The organism is Erwinia sp. 2186 (assembly GCF_057812255.1).
Map to the genome: position 1 here is coordinate 4,500,400 of NZ_CM173824.1, position 16,142 is coordinate 4,516,541.

At 54.0% G+C, this 16,142-nt stretch carries 14 protein-coding genes; 4 read left to right on the forward strand and 10 right to left on the reverse strand.

Annotated elements, in window-relative coordinates:
- Positions 1-36: 36 nt before the first annotated feature.
- Positions 37-699 (reverse strand): glutathione S-transferase family protein, encoded by a 663-nt coding sequence (locus tag ACXKZG_RS20980; RefSeq protein WP_488875441.1) that lies wholly within the window; start codon positions 697-699, stop codon positions 37-39.
- 72 nt (positions 700-771) lie between these two features.
- On the reverse strand, positions 772-1,230 hold the full coding sequence (gene soxR, locus ACXKZG_RS20985; RefSeq protein WP_013200392.1) for a redox-sensitive transcriptional activator SoxR: 459 nt from the start codon (positions 1,228-1,230) through the stop codon (positions 772-774).
- A gap of 91 nt (positions 1,231-1,321) precedes the next feature.
- On the opposite strand from soxR, the gene soxS reads away from it, so the two are divergent.
- Entirely contained in the window at positions 1,322-1,750 is a 429-nt protein-coding gene (gene soxS / locus ACXKZG_RS20990) for a superoxide response transcriptional regulator SoxS (protein WP_013200391.1), read from the forward strand.
- Here soxS and dgcN read toward each other — a convergent pair.
- A complete protein-coding gene (dgcN, locus tag ACXKZG_RS20995) occupies positions 1,747-3,030 on the reverse strand; it encodes a diguanylate cyclase DgcN/YfiN (protein ID WP_488875442.1) in 1,284 nt (427 codons plus the stop codon). The two genes, soxS and dgcN, sit on opposite strands and share 4 nt — an antisense overlap.
- 887 nt (positions 3,031-3,917) lie before the next feature.
- Between dgcN and ACXKZG_RS21000 the strand changes: the two genes are divergently transcribed.
- Positions 3,918-4,199 carry a YjcB family protein gene (locus ACXKZG_RS21000; RefSeq protein ID WP_013200389.1) on the forward strand — a complete coding sequence of 94 codons (282 nt, stop codon included), beginning with the start codon at positions 3,918-3,920 and terminating at the stop codon, positions 4,197-4,199.
- Between the two features lie 56 nt (positions 4,200-4,255).
- On the opposite strand, the gene ACXKZG_RS21005 is transcribed toward ACXKZG_RS21000, so the two are convergent.
- Positions 4,256-5,209 carry an ATP-grasp fold amidoligase family protein gene (locus ACXKZG_RS21005; RefSeq protein ID WP_013200388.1) on the reverse strand — a complete coding sequence of 318 codons (954 nt, stop codon included), beginning with the start codon at positions 5,207-5,209 and terminating at the stop codon, positions 4,256-4,258.
- 8 nt (positions 5,210-5,217) lie between these two features.
- Positions 5,218-6,474 (reverse strand): MATE family efflux transporter, encoded by a 1,257-nt coding sequence (locus tag ACXKZG_RS21010; RefSeq protein WP_013200387.1) that lies wholly within the window; start codon positions 6,472-6,474, stop codon positions 5,218-5,220.
- Between the two features lie 544 nt (positions 6,475-7,018).
- Here ACXKZG_RS21010 and ACXKZG_RS21015 point away from each other — a divergent pair.
- The gene (locus tag ACXKZG_RS21015) at positions 7,019-7,414 is read left to right on the forward strand and encodes a transposase (protein WP_488875443.1); all 396 of its coding nucleotides are present in this window, start codon (positions 7,019-7,021) and stop codon (positions 7,412-7,414) included.
- Positions 7,415-8,493: 1,079 nt separating this feature from the next.
- Positions 8,494-9,429, forward strand: coding sequence for a VirK/YbjX family protein (locus ACXKZG_RS21020; protein ID WP_471720705.1), 936 nt, complete (start codon positions 8,494-8,496; stop codon positions 9,427-9,429).
- Between the two features lie 29 nt (positions 9,430-9,458).
- On the opposite strand, the gene ACXKZG_RS21025 is transcribed toward ACXKZG_RS21020, so the two are convergent.
- From ACXKZG_RS21025 to fhuE, 5 genes are all read right to left on the reverse strand, one after another.
- Positions 9,459-9,905 (reverse strand): DUF3828 domain-containing protein, encoded by a 447-nt coding sequence (locus ACXKZG_RS21025; protein ID WP_013200384.1) that lies wholly within the window; start codon positions 9,903-9,905, stop codon positions 9,459-9,461.
- Between the two features lie 97 nt (positions 9,906-10,002).
- Complete coding sequence (locus tag ACXKZG_RS21030; protein ID WP_488875444.1) at positions 10,003-10,704, reverse strand: alpha/beta fold hydrolase; 702 nt, start codon at positions 10,702-10,704, stop codon at positions 10,003-10,005.
- Positions 10,705-10,979: 275 nt separating this feature from the next.
- On the reverse strand, positions 10,980-12,986 hold the full coding sequence (gene fhuB, locus ACXKZG_RS21035; RefSeq protein ID WP_488875445.1) for a Fe(3+)-hydroxamate ABC transporter permease FhuB: 2,007 nt from the start codon (positions 12,984-12,986) through the stop codon (positions 10,980-10,982).
- Positions 12,980-13,891, reverse strand: a complete 912-nt coding sequence (gene fhuD / locus ACXKZG_RS21040) for a Fe(3+)-hydroxamate ABC transporter substrate-binding protein FhuD (RefSeq protein WP_488876291.1) — start codon at positions 13,889-13,891, stop codon at positions 12,980-12,982. The genes fhuB and fhuD overlap by 7 nt, the downstream gene beginning before the upstream one ends.
- On the reverse strand, positions 13,881-16,121 hold the full coding sequence (fhuE, locus tag ACXKZG_RS21045; protein ID WP_488875446.1) for a ferric-rhodotorulic acid/ferric-coprogen receptor FhuE: 2,241 nt from the start codon (positions 16,119-16,121) through the stop codon (positions 13,881-13,883). Before fhuE ends, fhuD begins: the two co-directional genes overlap by 11 nt.
- Positions 16,122-16,142: the final 21 nt, after the last annotated feature.

Consider the following 16,142-nt stretch of genomic DNA (forward strand, 5'->3'; position numbering starts at 1 on the left):
ACCTGAAACGCAGGGGCATTTCAGGCAGAAATCCATTCAGTCGAGCTTCACTTCACCACCCTGTTGCAGCGCACGCTGCCAGGCGGCACGGTTTTGCACTTTCGCAAGCCAGGCCTGGATGGCCGGGGAGTTGGCGGCACCGCCTCGCGCGGTCAGCGCCTGGATCGGGAAGCTCATCTGCACGTCGGCAATGCTGAACTGCTCGCCGGCAAACCACGCGTTGCTGGCCAGATGCTGTTCGATAAATTCGCGATGGGTCGCCAGCTGTTTATCCAGATAGCCTTTCTGCACGCCCTTACCAAAGGCATTGCCAATGGGACGCAGCAGCCACGGCACCGGCGGCTTGCCCATCCGGCTGAAGATCAGCTTCATCACCAGCAGCGGCATTAACGACCCTTCGGCATAATGCAGCCAGTAACGAGACTGCAGGCGCTCGTCCTCATCATTTAGTTTCAGGCGATTTTCTGCGTCATAACGCTCGGCGAGGTATTCAAGGATCGCGCCGGATTCGGCAATCACGCGATTTTCATCGGTGATGACCGGGGATTTACCCAGCGGATGCACTTTTTTCAGCGCGTCCGGGGCCAGCATGGTGCTCTCACGCTGATAGCGTTTGATCTGGTAAGGCACTTCCAGCTCTTCCAGCATCCAGAGCACACGCTGCGATCGGGAGTTATTCAGATGGTGAACGGTGATCATGCTCTAACCTTGTGTTATACGAAGAGTTATCAGTATAGACCCTCCGCCACAGCCTGATGCCGCTCACTTCCGCTAAGACTCCAGCAGGATTGCGCCGGTGCCGCGCTCGCTCAGCCTGTCGTCCGGGTTGCGCAGCGGGCAATCCTGCATCGATAAACAGCCGCAGCCAATGCAACCGTCCAGATCGTCACGCAGTCGGGTTAAGGTTTCGATGCGCCGATCCAACTCCTCGCGCCATTTCTCGGTCAGCACCTTCCACTCTTTCGGCGACATGCGGTTTCCCGCCGGCAGCTGCATCAGATGGTCACCAATGGTGGCCAACGGAATACCGATGCGCTGCGCAATTTTCACGATCGCCACCCGGCGCAGCACGTCGCGGTGATAGCGCCGCTGGTTACCGGCATTGCGGAAGCTGGTGATTAACCCTTTGCTTTCATAGAAGTGCAGCGCAGAAACCGCCACGCCGCAGCGTTGCGCTACGTCGCCTGGGGTCAGTTCTCGCTTGTTGGGGCAGTTGCGACTTTTTTTCATTTAGCTCTTTACCTCAAGTTAACTTGAGGAATTATACTCAGCAGCCATTGAGAAGACGACCAGAAATTATTTCGCCAGGGAGAAGAGCAGCATGCATGACGACATCATCCACACCCTTACCGACTGGATTGAAACCAACCTGGATAAAACCCTGTCGATTGATGAAGTGGCCGCGAAATCGGGCTATTCGAAGTGGCATTTGCAGCGGATGTTCCGCACCGTCACCAAACAGACGTTGGGCGGCTATATTCGTGAGCGTCGGCTGACGCTGGCGGCCGAAGCGCTGAGTCAGACCCAGCGCCCGGTATTTGATATTGCCATGCAGTACGGTTACGACTCGCAGCAGACCTTCTCCCGCGTGTTCCGCCGCCAGTTCTCGCAGACGCCGACCGCCTACCGTCACACCATGCGCCGTCAGTCGCTGACCCGCCAGGTGAGCTACAGCTTCGACTGCAGCGACTTTGCCAGCTCCGCTTACGGCAAAGTGCAGCAGGACAGCAACAGCCCGGCCTGTAACTAGGCCCGGTTACGCATCTTTGGCGCGGCCTGCGGATCCTGTCCCCAGAATGACGGGGAGAAGTACCAGCCGCCGCCCAGTTCCTTGATGTGGTACATCGCCGCATCGGCCTGGGCAATCATCGCCTCGCCGGTGCGGTGATTTTTGGCCAGCGCCACGCCAATACTCAGCGATTGCGCCACCGTCTTGCCGTCGGTCAGCCTGATTGGCTCGCGCATCGCTTCGATGACGTTTTCAGCCATTCTGGCCGCCTGCTCGCCGTTTTCGATGCCCGCCAACAGCACCGCAAACTCATCACCGCCCAGACGCGCCACTAAATCATCTTTCCTCAACCTGCCACGCAGGCGATGTGCCGTTTCCGTCAGCACGTTGTCCCCGGCAGCGTGACCATAGGTATCGTTCACCTCTTTAAAGCGGTCAACATCGATAAACAGCACCGCCACCCGATCGGCGGTTTGCGGATTGTTCATCAGCGTGTGCAACGCCTGCTCAAACGCTGTCCGGTTAGGCAAACCGGTCAGCGCATCATGCCGTGCCTGATGGGCCAGCGAGTCGTTTTCGCGCTGCAGATGGGTCTGCCAGTCTGACAGCTCATCCAGCAGGCTGTTGAAATCCCCGCTCAGCTTGTTCAGCTCGGCAATCGACGATGACGGCACCCGCAGCGAGAAAGCGCGCCGTCGGCGAACGTCGTGCGCCACCGAGGCAATATTTTGCAGTCCGCTGAGGATCCCCGCGTGCATGCGGTTGGACAGGCACGAGGCCAGCAGCGCGGTCACCAGCAGGCTGCCGCTCAGCCATTTCAACGCCTGGCTTAGATAATGCAGCACCCGGCTGGCATCACCGCTCAACCACACCTGGCCAATCACCTTGCCGTTGTGCACGATCGGCACGTTGGCAGGCTGCGGGAAAATCCAGTGGGTGACCAGCTCCCCGGCGCCCTGATGATGTTGCGCCCCGGATGGAGGCCAGTTCACCAGCAGGCGATTACGGGCATCGACAATTCTGGCGTGGCCAAACTCCGCCTTCGCCCCGATTTGCCGCACGATGTCGTTAGCCGCATCCGCATCGCCCGCCAGCACCGCCGGCTGCACGCTGTAGCCGAGGGTGGTGGCCACCAGCTGGAGATTGTTTTCCGCATAGCTGCGTAGGGCAAACATCGACAGCACCGACAGCGAGATGCCGCTGAACAACAGCGACACCACGATGATCACCAGATGAATGCGTTGCAGACTTTTGCGTAAGGTCAGCAGCGGTTTTTTAGCCGTAGTATTAGCCTTGTGCACGGAGTGCTTCCACAGAGGTAATGTGGCCCTGTTGGTTGTGCTGGACCCGTAACACGGGGTGGCTACTCAGGGTCGCCACGTCATCAGGCGTCAGCGGGCGCTGTTTTGCGTCAGTCGAAAACACAAAGCCTCCTTTATTGTTTTTATTGCTCCGTTAACGCATTTCGCTTTAGCGAATATGGCGTGAGCTGTATTTGAGGTGTAGAGATCCCGCCCTGTGGAAATGGAAGGGAATGAGTTATAAGGATTTTTACCATGAAAAATCCTACAACCCATTGGCGGGTTGTACAACTTTTAAGAGGTCGGATTCATCTCAAAGAGGTAATTTGACTTAAGTCGCGTCAAATAAAAGCTAAGTAAGGTTTAAGTATGGAACAATCCCGGCAATTGCTAGCAATGTCAAGTGCCTGTTTTTGCTTAGTTTTCATCAGTGCCGTTGAAAATAAGAGGTGGAACCGGACGATCGGGCTAATCATTTATAATGAGTTTAATTGTCATTTGTCGTCTCAAAATAAAGCTAACTGCCTTAAATTAAAAATAAAATTGATATCGGAGAGTAATTATTTTCCAAAATATAAGGAATTATGCGCAGTAATATAGCCTGTAAGACGGTTTTCATTCTTTCCCTATACGGATTATTCCCCATATTTTGGAATTAAATCGGTAAACCTCAGTTAATAAAAGGCTTAATTTTCCACTGACAAAAAACTACCATACCAGGCCTAAATTTTGTTCAAATTTTAAAATCGAGTGATATAATGTGACCGTCATCACACTTCTGTGACCTGTTATGTCCGTTCAAGTGAAAAGCAACCTGGCAACTTTTCGTCTGGATCGGTGATGACACCGCCTCTTGTCAGGGCAGTAAATCTCGGAGTTTGAACGATATGGGTACCTTAACCGCTAGCCTGGTATTGATGAGATGGGAACTGGTTAGTGCAGTAATGATGTTTATTGCCAGCACCTTTAACGTGAAGTGCCGTCAGGCCAGCCATAAAGGCATTGCCTTTGTCTTCACCGGCGTGGGTATTGGCATGTCATGCTGGTTCGTTACCGGGCTGTTAGGTATCACTCTGAGTATGGATAACCTGCATAACTTCTGGCACATCACCAAAGATGTGTTTATCGACGTGATGAGCCACACCCCAACTGATTATCCTATGCCCTGAAAACAAACGAGCCGCTGACTCAGAGAGTCAGCGGCTCGTTATTGTATTCGGCTCAATCAAAACTTCTTAAAGGCCACCGGCAGCGGCGTAACGCTTCCTGACGTTGCTGGCAATACGGCTGCTTTGTGTTCCTGCAACCACATATCACCCATCATCTTATCCAGGCCCATATCCAGCCCGGTCACCATGCCTGCGCCTGGCGTAAAGGTCAGCTCACCAAAGAAGATTTGCCCTTCGCTGATGTACCAGTCAACGCGAACATAGTCGAAGTCACTGGCCAGCTTTTTGCTCAGCTCCAGCGCCTTCTTCAACGTTTCCATATCCCCGCTGATATCCAGTCCGGTATCGCGGATCTTGTAGAAGCACTGCTCCAGGTTGTTGACGTAGAAGTTCATCGACAGCGGTGAGTTGCCACAGCGGTTGTAGATGATCTGCAGCACGTACTCAAAGTTGCCGTCTTTCTTGTTGAACATGTGGAATTTGTAATCGATGGCGGCAAACTTGCCATCACCAACATACTCTTCCACCAGAATGCGCGGCTTAATGTAGCGATAATGAATTTCCCGCGACTGATGCGAGAAATCACAGCGCAACCACTCTTCACACCGGCGCACCAGCAACTGTTTTTGAATACAGTCTGGTTCTTCAAGAAAGATTTCTACCATACCAGAACCGTGGTTCGGTTTAATAACGGTGTTTTTTAAGGATTTAAGCCCCAGCAATGAAATCGGATCGGCCGTTTCATGCAGCAAAGGAATTAAATACTCTTCACCAATTGTTTTTGCTATGTAATCGCGCACTAAAACTTTATCCGAAAGATTCCCATAACGAACATAGTCGCCAGTGACGAATTTGCGGTACAGAATTTTCTCATTAAACAGTTTCGGCTGGCGAATGTTAGGTAACCGCTTAAAAGTGTGAAAATAGTAAACTCGGTCCTGATAAGACCACGGCATTTTCTTGAGCAGGTATAAGACGCCTTTTCTCAATTCTGCTTTGAGTTTTAACATTTTTTACCTCATTTGTATGTTTTGTAGTTAAGTGAGGAAAGCTGTATTTTAAGAATGACGGCATTCTTAAAGAAATAATTCATTACGGTCAGGGAGAGCAGTTCGGTGACCAGAACGCTCCAGGCTGCGCCTGTTAATCCCCAGAAACGGATGAAGAACCAGTTGGTTGCCACGCTAATTACGACCAGCACCACGATCTTGACCAGCAGGTAATTAAAACCACCTTCCTTCACCATGTAGCGGTAAGCTACTGTTCCCATTGCCGAAAAGCAGGTTGCTAACGACAATAACGTAACGAGATTTCCTGATTGTGTGTAGTCATGCCCATAAAGGGTAGTGATGATCTTTTCGCCAAACAGCGCGACGACGAGAAGCATCAAAAAGGAAACTGCCATTACATAGCCATTCAGCCTTGCGGCCAGTTTTACTGCCACATCCGCACGCTCCCTGAAGATCTCAGAAAAGCAGGATGTAATGATCGCTACCGGGATAAAAATCCACGAAGCAGAGATAGTGTTGGCGGCGGTAAACAGCCCCAGCTCATGCGCTGAGCCCACGCCCACCAGGAAAAATTGTGCCAGCTTTACCTGTATTGAGATGAACACGCTGGAGATGGCCAGCGGGAGTCCCGCATGTAACAGGTAGCGCAAATAGCTTCTGTGCTTGCGCTTAGGCGGCGAGCTGATGGTGTTCGCCTGAAGGAACCGGCTGCGCTTGATCATGTACGGCACCAGCGTGACCGCCACGATTGAAAACGACAGCAGCAAAGGACTCAGTTTGAACCAGGCCACCAGAAAGCTGATGCCAAAACTGATGATCATTCCCGTGGCATTCGCCACCGTGTTCATCCGGGACTCTAACCGGGCATTGTTGTAAACGCTGAAGATATCCTGCGTAACAAACATTGCCGACAAGAATGACGCGACCGCAAAAACCAAAAAGTTTTCCCGCATCTCCAGCCAGACGTAAATTAATACCGGCAAAGATAAGACTAACAACAAAACCATTCTCAGCTGTTTGGCCACCGCCATCAGCCGTATTCCTTTTGGCGCACTTTTGCTGATACTTTTAAACAGAATGGTTTCAGTACCGAAAATAGCGATAGTCTGAACAATTGAAAAAAGTGATGCAGAAAATGCTATTTGCCCGAATATTGAGGGGCCAAAGGATTTTGCGACATAGGATGTGACAAATATCACTCCAAATACGGAAACGACCTTTTCCGACATCATCCAGATGGCGTTTGACATTGCGCTGTGTTTCATCGAAGCATCCTTTGTAAAACTAATCACTTATTGCAATAACTCGGCACGTCCATGTCGAAAACGGAAAAGATTAACGCTCAATATACCTGGCGATAAAAATGGACCTAAAATTTATAATACGGACAATTCCTAATCCGCTCGCAATCAAATGCGTTTTTTTGTCTGAGCGCTTCACCGCTGAAAAATAGCCAGGGTAATTACGCGCTTAAATTCATGTAAACCTTTTCACAAGTCACTTTTTGGCGCTAATTATCATGGCACAAATTTCAGGCTGCACATGCGGGAGTATTCTGAATCACATGTTGGCATTGAAGATTTCATGAGACGAATTTATATCAAAAACCTGCATATCGAAAGCTAACTAAGGGGTTTGGAAATAAAATAGGAGAAATCCCATGATGATATTTCTTCATAATCACTTAACTTAATCCCTGCCATTCAAATCGCGCACTTAACGACACTGCTGTGATTTTTGGAATAATCAGATCCACTAATTATTGCAGTCGTTCTCATCACATTATTGTTAAGAAAGGGAAGAGCATTTATGAGAAAGTCACGATATACAGAAGAGCAAATCACCAGTGCCATTAAAGCATCAGAATGCGGTGTAAAGGTGAAAGAGATCTGCGACGAACTGGGTATCTCTGAAGCGACCTTCTATAGCTGGAAGAAGAAATTTGCCGGTTTATCCTCTGAAGAAGGCCGTAAAATCAAAGACCTGGAGGAGAGAGTGCATAACATGGAGCGCGAGCTGCAGACCCTTAACTCCGACAAAGAGATGCTGCAAAGCGTGCTTAAAAACTTCTTTACTACCAATGACAAGCGCCAGGCCGTTAATTACCTTCAGGATACCTTTGATATCGGGACTCGCCGCAGTTGCCGCCTGCTGGATATTAGCCGTAGCGTGTATCATTACCCGTACAACATTGAAAACCATTAATTGAGATCCACAGCACGTTTCTATATTAGACGCAGGACCAAAATAAAATATTCCCAATGCTAATTGAAAAGTACGGTTCGATTTTCTGGAGACGCTTTTTCTTGATGAGTTAATTGTCTGGATTGTCCCCTGTTAGGCTGTATATTTACTAACCACCAGCTAAAAACCCATCTGTTTCAATCCCTTCTGAGCGCATTTATCTTTGAACCCAAAGATAAATGCGCCTTTCCTGACATTAACCTCGCTAACCGGAAGGTCAAAAAACACCCGCCCACCTTCAAATTCCGTTAACATTCTCTTTTATTAAATGGTTCATGGTTTTCATCTTTTTGGCAAAAGTGCATTTCATATGCTACTCAACGATTTGGCTTAAAACCCCGCCTGATGGTGCATCCGTCACGATCAGAGCCAGTCATACTGTAAGAAACCATAAAGTAACACTTAAGATTTACACCCTGAAGGCCTCTGAAGCGTTCGCCAAAGGAATCATAATCACGGATTTTCTAATGTGTTCGCCCTTACCTTTCGCCGATATTAACCTTTAGATGAACTGGAAATTTGAGTTAAGGCTGGTTTGAGAATATAAAAACCGTCTCAAAAAGCGCGCCTTTACCATTAAGAAGCGCCCGTACACTGTCCAAAAAGCGGGTGATTATCATTAACGATTATTCTTATAGCGGAACAATTAGAGACTGTGCCTGGTAAAAGCGTGCGGTGTAACCGCTATTCGGCCTGCGGTATTGTCCTAAAAACACGGTGCGCTTCACAGATTTGACATAATAAACCGCGCATTTGCGGCCAGCCGAGAAAGAAGCTTTACCCGCGGGATTGGTGGGAGAGTGAGCAAAGAAGCAGGCAGGCTATAGCCCGCAGGCAGCCTGAACAAGCGCACCCGTGAACCGGGCTTGAGTCCAATAGCCTCATTAACGGGCCGTTTATCATCTTGATTTGCCTTAAGTCGTCAGCAAATTAAACGCCGCTTCAACCGACTGCGAACAGGGCCATTTGCGGCCAGGATGTTTACCAAACGTTGAGCGTGATCATGGTTGACTGTCATTTTCATCCCTGGAATGCCGACCATGACCGATACCACACTCGTTCCCCATCAGGAAAACAGCCTGACCTTTTTTCTGTCACTGATCTCCGGAAAAGTTAAGCCGGGCAAGTTGTGGTATGACCCGGAGTATCGCATCAAGTATCTGTTCCGCTCGCTGGCCTGGCCTGTCGCCACCCACAAGATGCTGACGGCGATCACCGAAGAGCCGGTGATGCGCGAGGTTCTGCCGATCCAACACACGCTGCCGAGCAAGATCCACCGCCCTTACCTTTATAATGGCATGCCGATGGCCGCGCGCACCCACGCCATCATCAGCCATTACCAGTATGTGAAGCAGCTGTCTTCCCTGCGCTTACGCCAGGCAATGCTGACCCAACAGGGCGTGGAGCTGGTGAATTTTGCCGGTAAAAACGGCGAAACCTTTACCGTCACCCTGGCCTGTACCGGCCGGTGCGAACGTGAAGGTGAAGTGAACCTGCTGTTCCGCCGGGATGGTGTGCAGCTGGCGATGCTGACCTTTGCAGTGACAACGGTCGACGGTGAGAAGGTGGCGATGATTGGCGGTATTCAGGGTGCTCATCGCGATACGCCGCATGAGCTGATCCGCGAAGCGACCAAGGCGTGCTATGGCCTGTTTCCAAAACGGCTGTTAATGGAAACCCTGTCGCTTATCTGTGCCGAGACGGGCGTGACGAAAATTGAGGCGGTCAGCGACAATGGCCACATCTTCCGCAGCCTGCGCTATCGTCTGAAGAAACGCAGCCTGTTCCATGCCAGCTATAACGAGTTTTGGGAAACGCTGAATGCCCAGCCGTCAGGCAACAAGCTCTACTCGTTGCCGCTGAGCTTCCCGAGGAAGCCGCTGGAAGAGATCGCCAGTAAAAAGCGTTCGGAGTACCGCAAACGGTACGATCTGTTGGATACGCTGCGTGAGCAATTCAGTCAGGTCATCGCCTGATATCAGGAAGGTCCAGCCCTGTGCAGATGTCAGGGCTGCTTATTCTCTTCTTTTTCCACGTCATCGATCTTCCAGATCGCGCCTTTTTTTTGCAGTGTCACCACCAGCAGCTGTTGATCGTTGGGATCGTTACCCAGAGTAACGTCGCCCGTGGCGGTAAGCCCGTTCAGGGTAAAGCGCCCGACGCTGACATGATCGACCCAGGAATCGCTGTAATCCTGATCCTGCAGGAAGAAATCATCGTCCATGCCATCCGGACTTTTGATCAGCACATTGATTTTGCTCAGCAGCTCAGGCGTCACATAGGTGTTGAGCAGCGGATCGTGCTCATCGATGGGACTCTCATCTTTGCTTAACGCTGTCAGATACCAACTGTAAAAACTCTGGCTGACCGCTTCAGGATCGCTGCGGTGTTCTGCCGCCGCAACCTGCCAAGCCATCAGCACGATAACCGGTGCCAGTAACCATCTTTTCATCTAATGCCATCTCTACCCGGGAATGCCAAAATGCCCCGCTAATTTACCCTTTCGCGACAGTATTTGAGCGATTATCTGCGTTATTTTTGGTAAATGTTTATAGCGGATGCGCCGTCAGCCAGCGCGTCATCACCGTGGCCAGCGCTTGCGGCTGTTCCAGCGGCAGCATATGGCCGGAATCTTCAATCACGGTAAGCGTTGCACCGGCAATGTTATCGCGCAGCACTTCGGATTCACGTAACGTCCGCATCCGATCTTCAGCTGCAGCAATCACCAGGGTTGGGCAGGTTATCTGCGGTAAAAGTGCCGTGTCGCTGTTGCGGGCCATCAGCAGCTGACGACAGTACGCTTCCCTTCCCATCCGCTGGCTCATGGCGAGCACCTGCTGCTGTAATCCTTCATCGCCGGCATGCTTTTCACTGAGCGACAGTGCAATGGCCTTATGGCCAAGACCGCGAAACGCGCCGCTTGCAGACTGGAGCGTTTTCGCCGTCGCCGCCTTAAAGGCCTGAGCCTGTTCACTGTCCTGCTGGCTGGAGGTGGCAATCAGTATCAATTTTTCCACCCTTTCTGGCGCCTGACGGATCATTTCGCGCGCCACAAATCCGCCCATCGAAAAGCCGACCAGCGTGAAGCGCTCGGGTGCCTGTTGCAGCACCCGCGCCGCCATCGCCTCCAGCGAGCTATCCTGCGACAGATCGCCAAATACCAATGGACCAAACGCCGCCAGCTCGTCGGTCATTGCCTGCCATAATCCGGCGTCACACATTACGCCCGGCAGTAAAACCAGTCCCGCCATCTTGTTTTTCCTTTGCTTTTTACCTGCCCGCAGGATAGCAGGCGACGCTGGTGATGGCGATTGGCTCAGCGGATGCATTGCCGGTGTGAGGGTGGATGATACTGAAACTCAAATAATGCCCGCCCACGTGCCTTACCAGGCATGCAGAAACCCGACCTTTTGAGCGTGTATTGAGCGATTTAAAAACGATAATATTTTATCGTTATTGGGTGTTTTTCAATAAAATACTATCACTTTACCCACCACTAACAGGCTTCACTCCCCGCTAACCCACATCACCCTTTTCCCTGCGATCTGAGCAGGAAAATAAAGTACGGCGCGCCGATAAAGGTGGTGAGCAGTCCGGCCGGGATTTGGTTGGGGAATAACACCATCCGGCCACACCAGTCGGCCAGCAGCATCAGCAGTGCACCGACGATCGCGGCCATCGCCAGTTGCGGCATCGCGCGGCGGAAACCGAGCATGCGCGCCATATGCGGTGACATCAGCCCGATAAAACTCAACGGGCCGACCGTTAAGGTTGCGCCCGCCGTCAGTATCGAGGCCAGCAACAGAACGATCAGCCGGGAGCGCATCAGCGGTACGCCCAGCGCTCTGACGGTATTGCCGCCCAACGGCATAACGTTCAGCCAGCGACGGCACAACGGCATTAACAGCATCAGTACCAGTGCGAGCACCGCGCTGGCGATGGCCTGCGGCGGCTCGACGCCGTAAGTCGAACCGGAAATCCAGCTCAGCAGGTTACCGAGACGCGGATCGCCGCTGGCCAGTAACAGTGAAATGATGGCAGAAAACAGCGTGCCTAAGGCAATGCCCGCCAGTAACAGGCGCTGGGTGGAGAAATGGCGCCGGCCCGCCACCAGCAAAATGGCCGCGAGGGTGATTGCCGCGCCGCCGCTGCCTGCCACTAACATCGCTGCGAATCCGCCGGCGGGCAGCAGGAACAGAGTGAGCACCACTCCTGACGCCGCGCCGGCGCTGATGCCTAACACTTCCGGGCTGCCCATCACATTGGCGGTAAGTTTCTGTATCAAGGTACCCGCTGCGGCGAGCATCACACCGGCACTCAACGCCGCCAGGGTGCGCGGCCAGCGCCAGGGCCAGACGCGCCAGAGGTCGCCACCCGCCCAATGAATGCCCTGGCTGTCGCGTCCGACCATCAGCACCACCACTACTGTCGCCAGCAGCAGAACGCCTCCGCCGGCAATCCACCCTGCTGGCCGCTGGCGCTCCGCCGGTAACTCGCCGGAGACCGCAGGCTGGCTGGCGTGTCGCAGGCGGGGTAACAGCCAAAGCAGAACGGGTGCGCCGATCAACGCCGTTGCCGCCCCCGTCGGCACCTCTTGCCAGACGCGCGCCAGCATCACCATCGCCTGATCGGACAGGCACAGCAGCAAGGCCCCTAACACCGGCGCAAGCAGTAGCCGGTGCAACAGGCGTCGGGCACCGAGTAATTTGGCCAGCAATGGCGCAAACAGGCCGATAAAGCCGACCACGCCGACGGCATTCACCATAAAGGCGCTCAACACCACCGCCAGCGCCAGCGCGACAAAGCGGGCAGACGACAGCCCCAGCCCTAACTGTTGGGCCACATCATCATCCACACCCAGTAAGGTCAGCGGCCTGACCAGCATCAGCGCCAGCAGCAGGCACGGGATCAGCCTTGGCAGAAGAGACTGTACCGCTGACCAGTCCTGCTGATTGAGCGCCCCGCTGCTCCATAAAAACAGGCTCTGAAGTTCCTGAAAATGGAAGATCGCCAGCAGGCTGTTAAGGGCACTGCAATACAGGCTCAGCACCAGCCCCGCGAGGATCAGGGTGACGGGAGAAAGCTTTTTACCCCAGGCGGTGCCAAACACCACCACGGCAATCACCAGCGCGCCCAGCATCGCGGCACCTTGCTGACCGACAATACCGGCGGGCAACATGCCCAGGCTGGCCAGGGTGACGCCCATTTGCGCGCCGCTGGCGACGCCAAGGGTGGCGGGTTCGGCCAGCGGATTGCGTAACACCTGCTGGAATAAAACGCCGGCCAGCGCCAGCCCCGCGCCAACCAGCAGCGAGATCGCCACGCGAGGCAGGAAACTGTAATAAAACAGAACCTGTTGGATATCGGCTTTATCAGGATGGAGGATCGTCGCCGCCCACAGATGGTGGGGAAGCAGCTGCTGCGCGTTGCTGAGGCTCAGTATCAGCGTGGCGGCAACCGCCAGCGTCAGCAGGATCAGCGCAAAGGGTGTGCGGTGCGGTTTGCCTGCCCGCCGTGCGTTCAACGTCACCATTGCTTCTCCAGTCCCTGCAGCATGCGGCAAAATTGCATCGCGGTGAGCGTTGCGCCAAAAATCCAGATGGCGGGCACGGTACGCACGCTGTTTTGTCGCACAAAGGGAATCGCCTGCCAGACCGGCGTGGCGCGAATCCGCGTCCTGGCGGCTTCATCGCCATGATCCAGACAAATCGCCCGGCAGGCCGGCAGGCTGGCTAAACGTTCAATCCCCACCGTTGCCGTTCCCCAAAAGCCGTTCTCTCCCTGCCAGGCATTTTTAATCCCCAGTTGCTGCATCACGTTACCAAACAGGCTGGTTTCACCGAGGATCACCGCATGTCTTTCATCAATAAGTGAGAAAACCAGTAACGGCTGATGGCGGTAAGCCGCCAGCTGTTCGCGCGCATCAGCCAGCTGGCGATCGAACCAGGCCAGATGATGTTGCGCAGCCGCCTGGCAATTCAACCGCTGCGCAAGCGTCACCAGCCCTGCCCGCACCGTCTGCAACGGCTGGCCGTGCTCATCGGTGAACGCCACGGCCTGTGCCGGTGAGATAGCGCGTAACTGCGCCTCGCGCGGGCCATAGCCCTGCGAATAGAGGATCAGGTCAGGCTTCAGTTCAGCGATGTACTCAAGATTGGGTTCGGAACGCGTGCCGACATCAATCACGCTGGCGGGTATCGCCGGTTCGCGCACCCACAGCTGATAATCGCGGGTATCTGCCGCCGCCATCGGGGTGATCCCAAGGGCAAACAGCATTTCCAGCGGCAGCCATTCCAGCGCAATAATGCGCCGGGCAGGCTCAGCCGCCCGAAGCGGAAAGCCCACCAGCAGCGGCGACAGCATCAACGCGGTGACTAAGCGGCGACGCGGTCTGTCGATGCCGGCTGACGTGCCCGGCGCTACGCTATCAGAAGGCATAGGAGAGATTGACGGAGTAGTTGCGTTCATCGCCATACACCGCGTAATCGCTCAGCCAGGAGTAATAGGTGCGATCGAAGACATTGTTGACGTTGGCCTGCACCGCCAGCTGTTTGGTCAGCTGGTAACGGGCAAACAGATCAACCAGCGGATAGCTGCTTTGATAGACGCGCGTCGTTTCGCCATCCGGCCCGGTGGCGTCCTGGAAGGTCTTGTTCTGCCAGTTTACGCCGCCACCGATGGTCAAATCGGCCAGCATCGGCAGCTGATAACGGCTGAACAGTTTGAGCTGCGTTTGCGGCATATTGCTGTTTAAGCGTGCGCCGGTATCGTCCCTGGCCACATAGCGCGTCGCGCCGAAGGTCAGCTGCAGATTGTCGGTCACCGCACCATTGATTTCGAATTCAGCACCCTTACTTACCGTGCCCTGCGCGGCATAATAGGCCTGCTCGCTGCTGTCATTGACGAAGTTGGAGCCATCGGCCTGGCCCACGTTCTCCTGCTCGATGCGGAAGATGGCGAAGGTGGCCGTCAGACGCCCGTTCATCCAGTCAGATTTCAGGCCGGTTTCGTAGTTCTTTCCGGTCACCGGCGAGAGGTAAGTGCCGTTGCGATCGCGATAGGTCTGCGGCTGGAAGATCGAGGTGTAGCTGGCGTAGGCCGACAGAGAGTCGTTGATGTCATACACCAGGCCCGCATACGGCGTGAGGTTGTTTTTATGCACGTCGCCGCTGGAGCCGATGGTGCTCCACTGGGTGTAACGGCTGCCTAAAATCAGCGACAGCGGATCGGCCAGTGAAAAACGCGCGGCGATATAGCCCGCTTTCTGACGAACGGTGTCGTCCAGGTTCTGATACCAGTCGCCCCACTCCGGTTCGGCGACGTTGCCGTCCCAGTTACTGCCAAAGCTGCCCATTTGTTCGCTGTCTATTGGACCATCCGCGCTGTAGGTGGTATTGCGCTGACGGCTGTAACTCACCCCGGTGATCAGCTCATGCTGGCGGCCAAACAGGTCGAACGGCCCGCTGGCATAGGCGTCAACGGATTCAAGCTTACGCGTTCCTCGATCCTTACTGCCAAAGCCGGTGGTGCCTTCGCCCGTCGTGGCATCCGGGAAACCTTCTATATACAGCAAGGCATCGTTAAAGGTCTCTTCGGCATGGGTGCCATTGACCCGGAAGCTCCAGCCGTTATCAAAATCATGGCGAATATTGGCGAAGACCTTGCGCGAGTTGATGTCGTAATGCGTCCAGTCGGTCGAGGTGCTGGTATTGCGGGTGTAATGGGTTTTCACCCCGTTGCTGTACCAGGTTGGCAAGCCGCCCCAGGTCGGGTCGCTGGTGTTGGTTTGCTGATAGTCGTAGCCCAGTGACAGCGTGGTGTTTTCAGTCAGATCGGCATCGACCACGCCATAAAGAAATTTCTTGGTTTTATGGTAGCGATCCAGCTGCCCGTCCTGATCCTGATAGCCCGCCACCACACGGCCGCGCACGGTGCCCGCCTCGTTTAAGGGACCGGAGACATCCGCCACATAACGCTGCTTGTTCCAGCTGCCGTAGCTGGCGCTGACGTTGCCGGTAAACTCACGGCTGTCCGCCTGCTTACGCACCATATTGACGGATGCCGCCGGGTTTCCGGCGCCGGTCATCAGGCCGGTAGCACCACGGACCACTTCGATGCGGTCATAAATCGCCGTGTCTTCTGCCGCATCGCCAAAGTTCCAGGTATCGCTAACCGAGCTGGGAATATCATCGTAGGTGTAGCTGCTGATCATAAATCCGCGGGAGAAGTAAGATGCGCGCTCGCTGTCGATCACTTCCGTCGAAATACCGGTGGTGTTATTTAACACATCGCCGACCGACTGCAGGTTCTGGTCCTGCATACGCTGTTTGGTCACCACGCTGAGCGACTGGGGCACATCGCGTGGCGTCAGCAGCATTTTGGTGCCGGCAGTGGTGGTTTTTACGCTGTAATCCTGCTGCTCGTCGGCATAATCGTCCACCGTTGCGCCAACCACCATATCCTGCTGAGTGGTGGATGGAGCAGAAGAGGTTTTGGCCGGGGTTACGGCGGCATTTACTGCCGGAGCAGCGCTATTACTGTCGGCGGCCTGCACCAGCGCAGGGTTTACCAGCACCAGCATCGCCAGTGCCGAAAGTGAAAAATTGACGCGTGTTTTATTCTCAGGCGCGCGTGATTGCGACCCTTTTTCCCTGCCAAATGAAGACATAACCGTATCCCATAGAATTTT

Excerpts from the sequence above, each read along its gene's own strand:
- ACXKZG_RS20980 (WP_488875441.1), bottom strand. The coding sequence starts at position 699 with ATGATCACCGTTCACCATCTGAATAACTCCCGATCGCAGCGTGTGCTC.
- soxR (WP_013200392.1), bottom strand. The coding sequence starts at position 1,230 with ATGAAAAAAAGTCGCAACTGCCCCAACAAGCGAGAACTGACCCCAGGC.
- soxS (WP_013200391.1), top strand. The coding sequence starts at position 1,322 with ATGCATGACGACATCATCCACACCCTTACCGACTGGATTGAAACCAAC.
- ACXKZG_RS21000 (WP_013200389.1), top strand. The coding sequence starts at position 3,918 with ATGGGTACCTTAACCGCTAGCCTGGTATTGATGAGATGGGAACTGGTT.
- ACXKZG_RS21005 (WP_013200388.1), bottom strand. The coding sequence starts at position 5,209 with ATGTTAAAACTCAAAGCAGAATTGAGAAAAGGCGTCTTATACCTGCTC.
- ACXKZG_RS21010 (WP_013200387.1), bottom strand. The coding sequence starts at position 6,474 with ATGAAACACAGCGCAATGTCAAACGCCATCTGGATGATGTCGGAAAAG.
- ACXKZG_RS21015 (WP_488875443.1), top strand. The coding sequence starts at position 7,019 with ATGAGAAAGTCACGATATACAGAAGAGCAAATCACCAGTGCCATTAAA.
- ACXKZG_RS21020 (WP_471720705.1), top strand. The coding sequence starts at position 8,494 with ATGACCGATACCACACTCGTTCCCCATCAGGAAAACAGCCTGACCTTT.
- ACXKZG_RS21025 (WP_013200384.1), bottom strand. The coding sequence starts at position 9,905 with ATGAAAAGATGGTTACTGGCACCGGTTATCGTGCTGATGGCTTGGCAG.
- ACXKZG_RS21030 (WP_488875444.1), bottom strand. The coding sequence starts at position 10,704 with ATGGCGGGACTGGTTTTACTGCCGGGCGTAATGTGTGACGCCGGATTA.
- fhuB (WP_488875445.1), bottom strand. The coding sequence starts at position 12,986 with ATGGTGACGTTGAACGCACGGCGGGCAGGCAAACCGCACCGCACACCC.
- fhuD (WP_488876291.1), bottom strand. The coding sequence starts at position 13,891 with ATGCCTTCTGATAGCGTAGCGCCGGGCACGTCAGCCGGCATCGACAGA.
- fhuE (WP_488875446.1), bottom strand. The coding sequence starts at position 16,121 with ATGTCTTCATTTGGCAGGGAAAAAGGGTCGCAATCACGCGCGCCTGAG.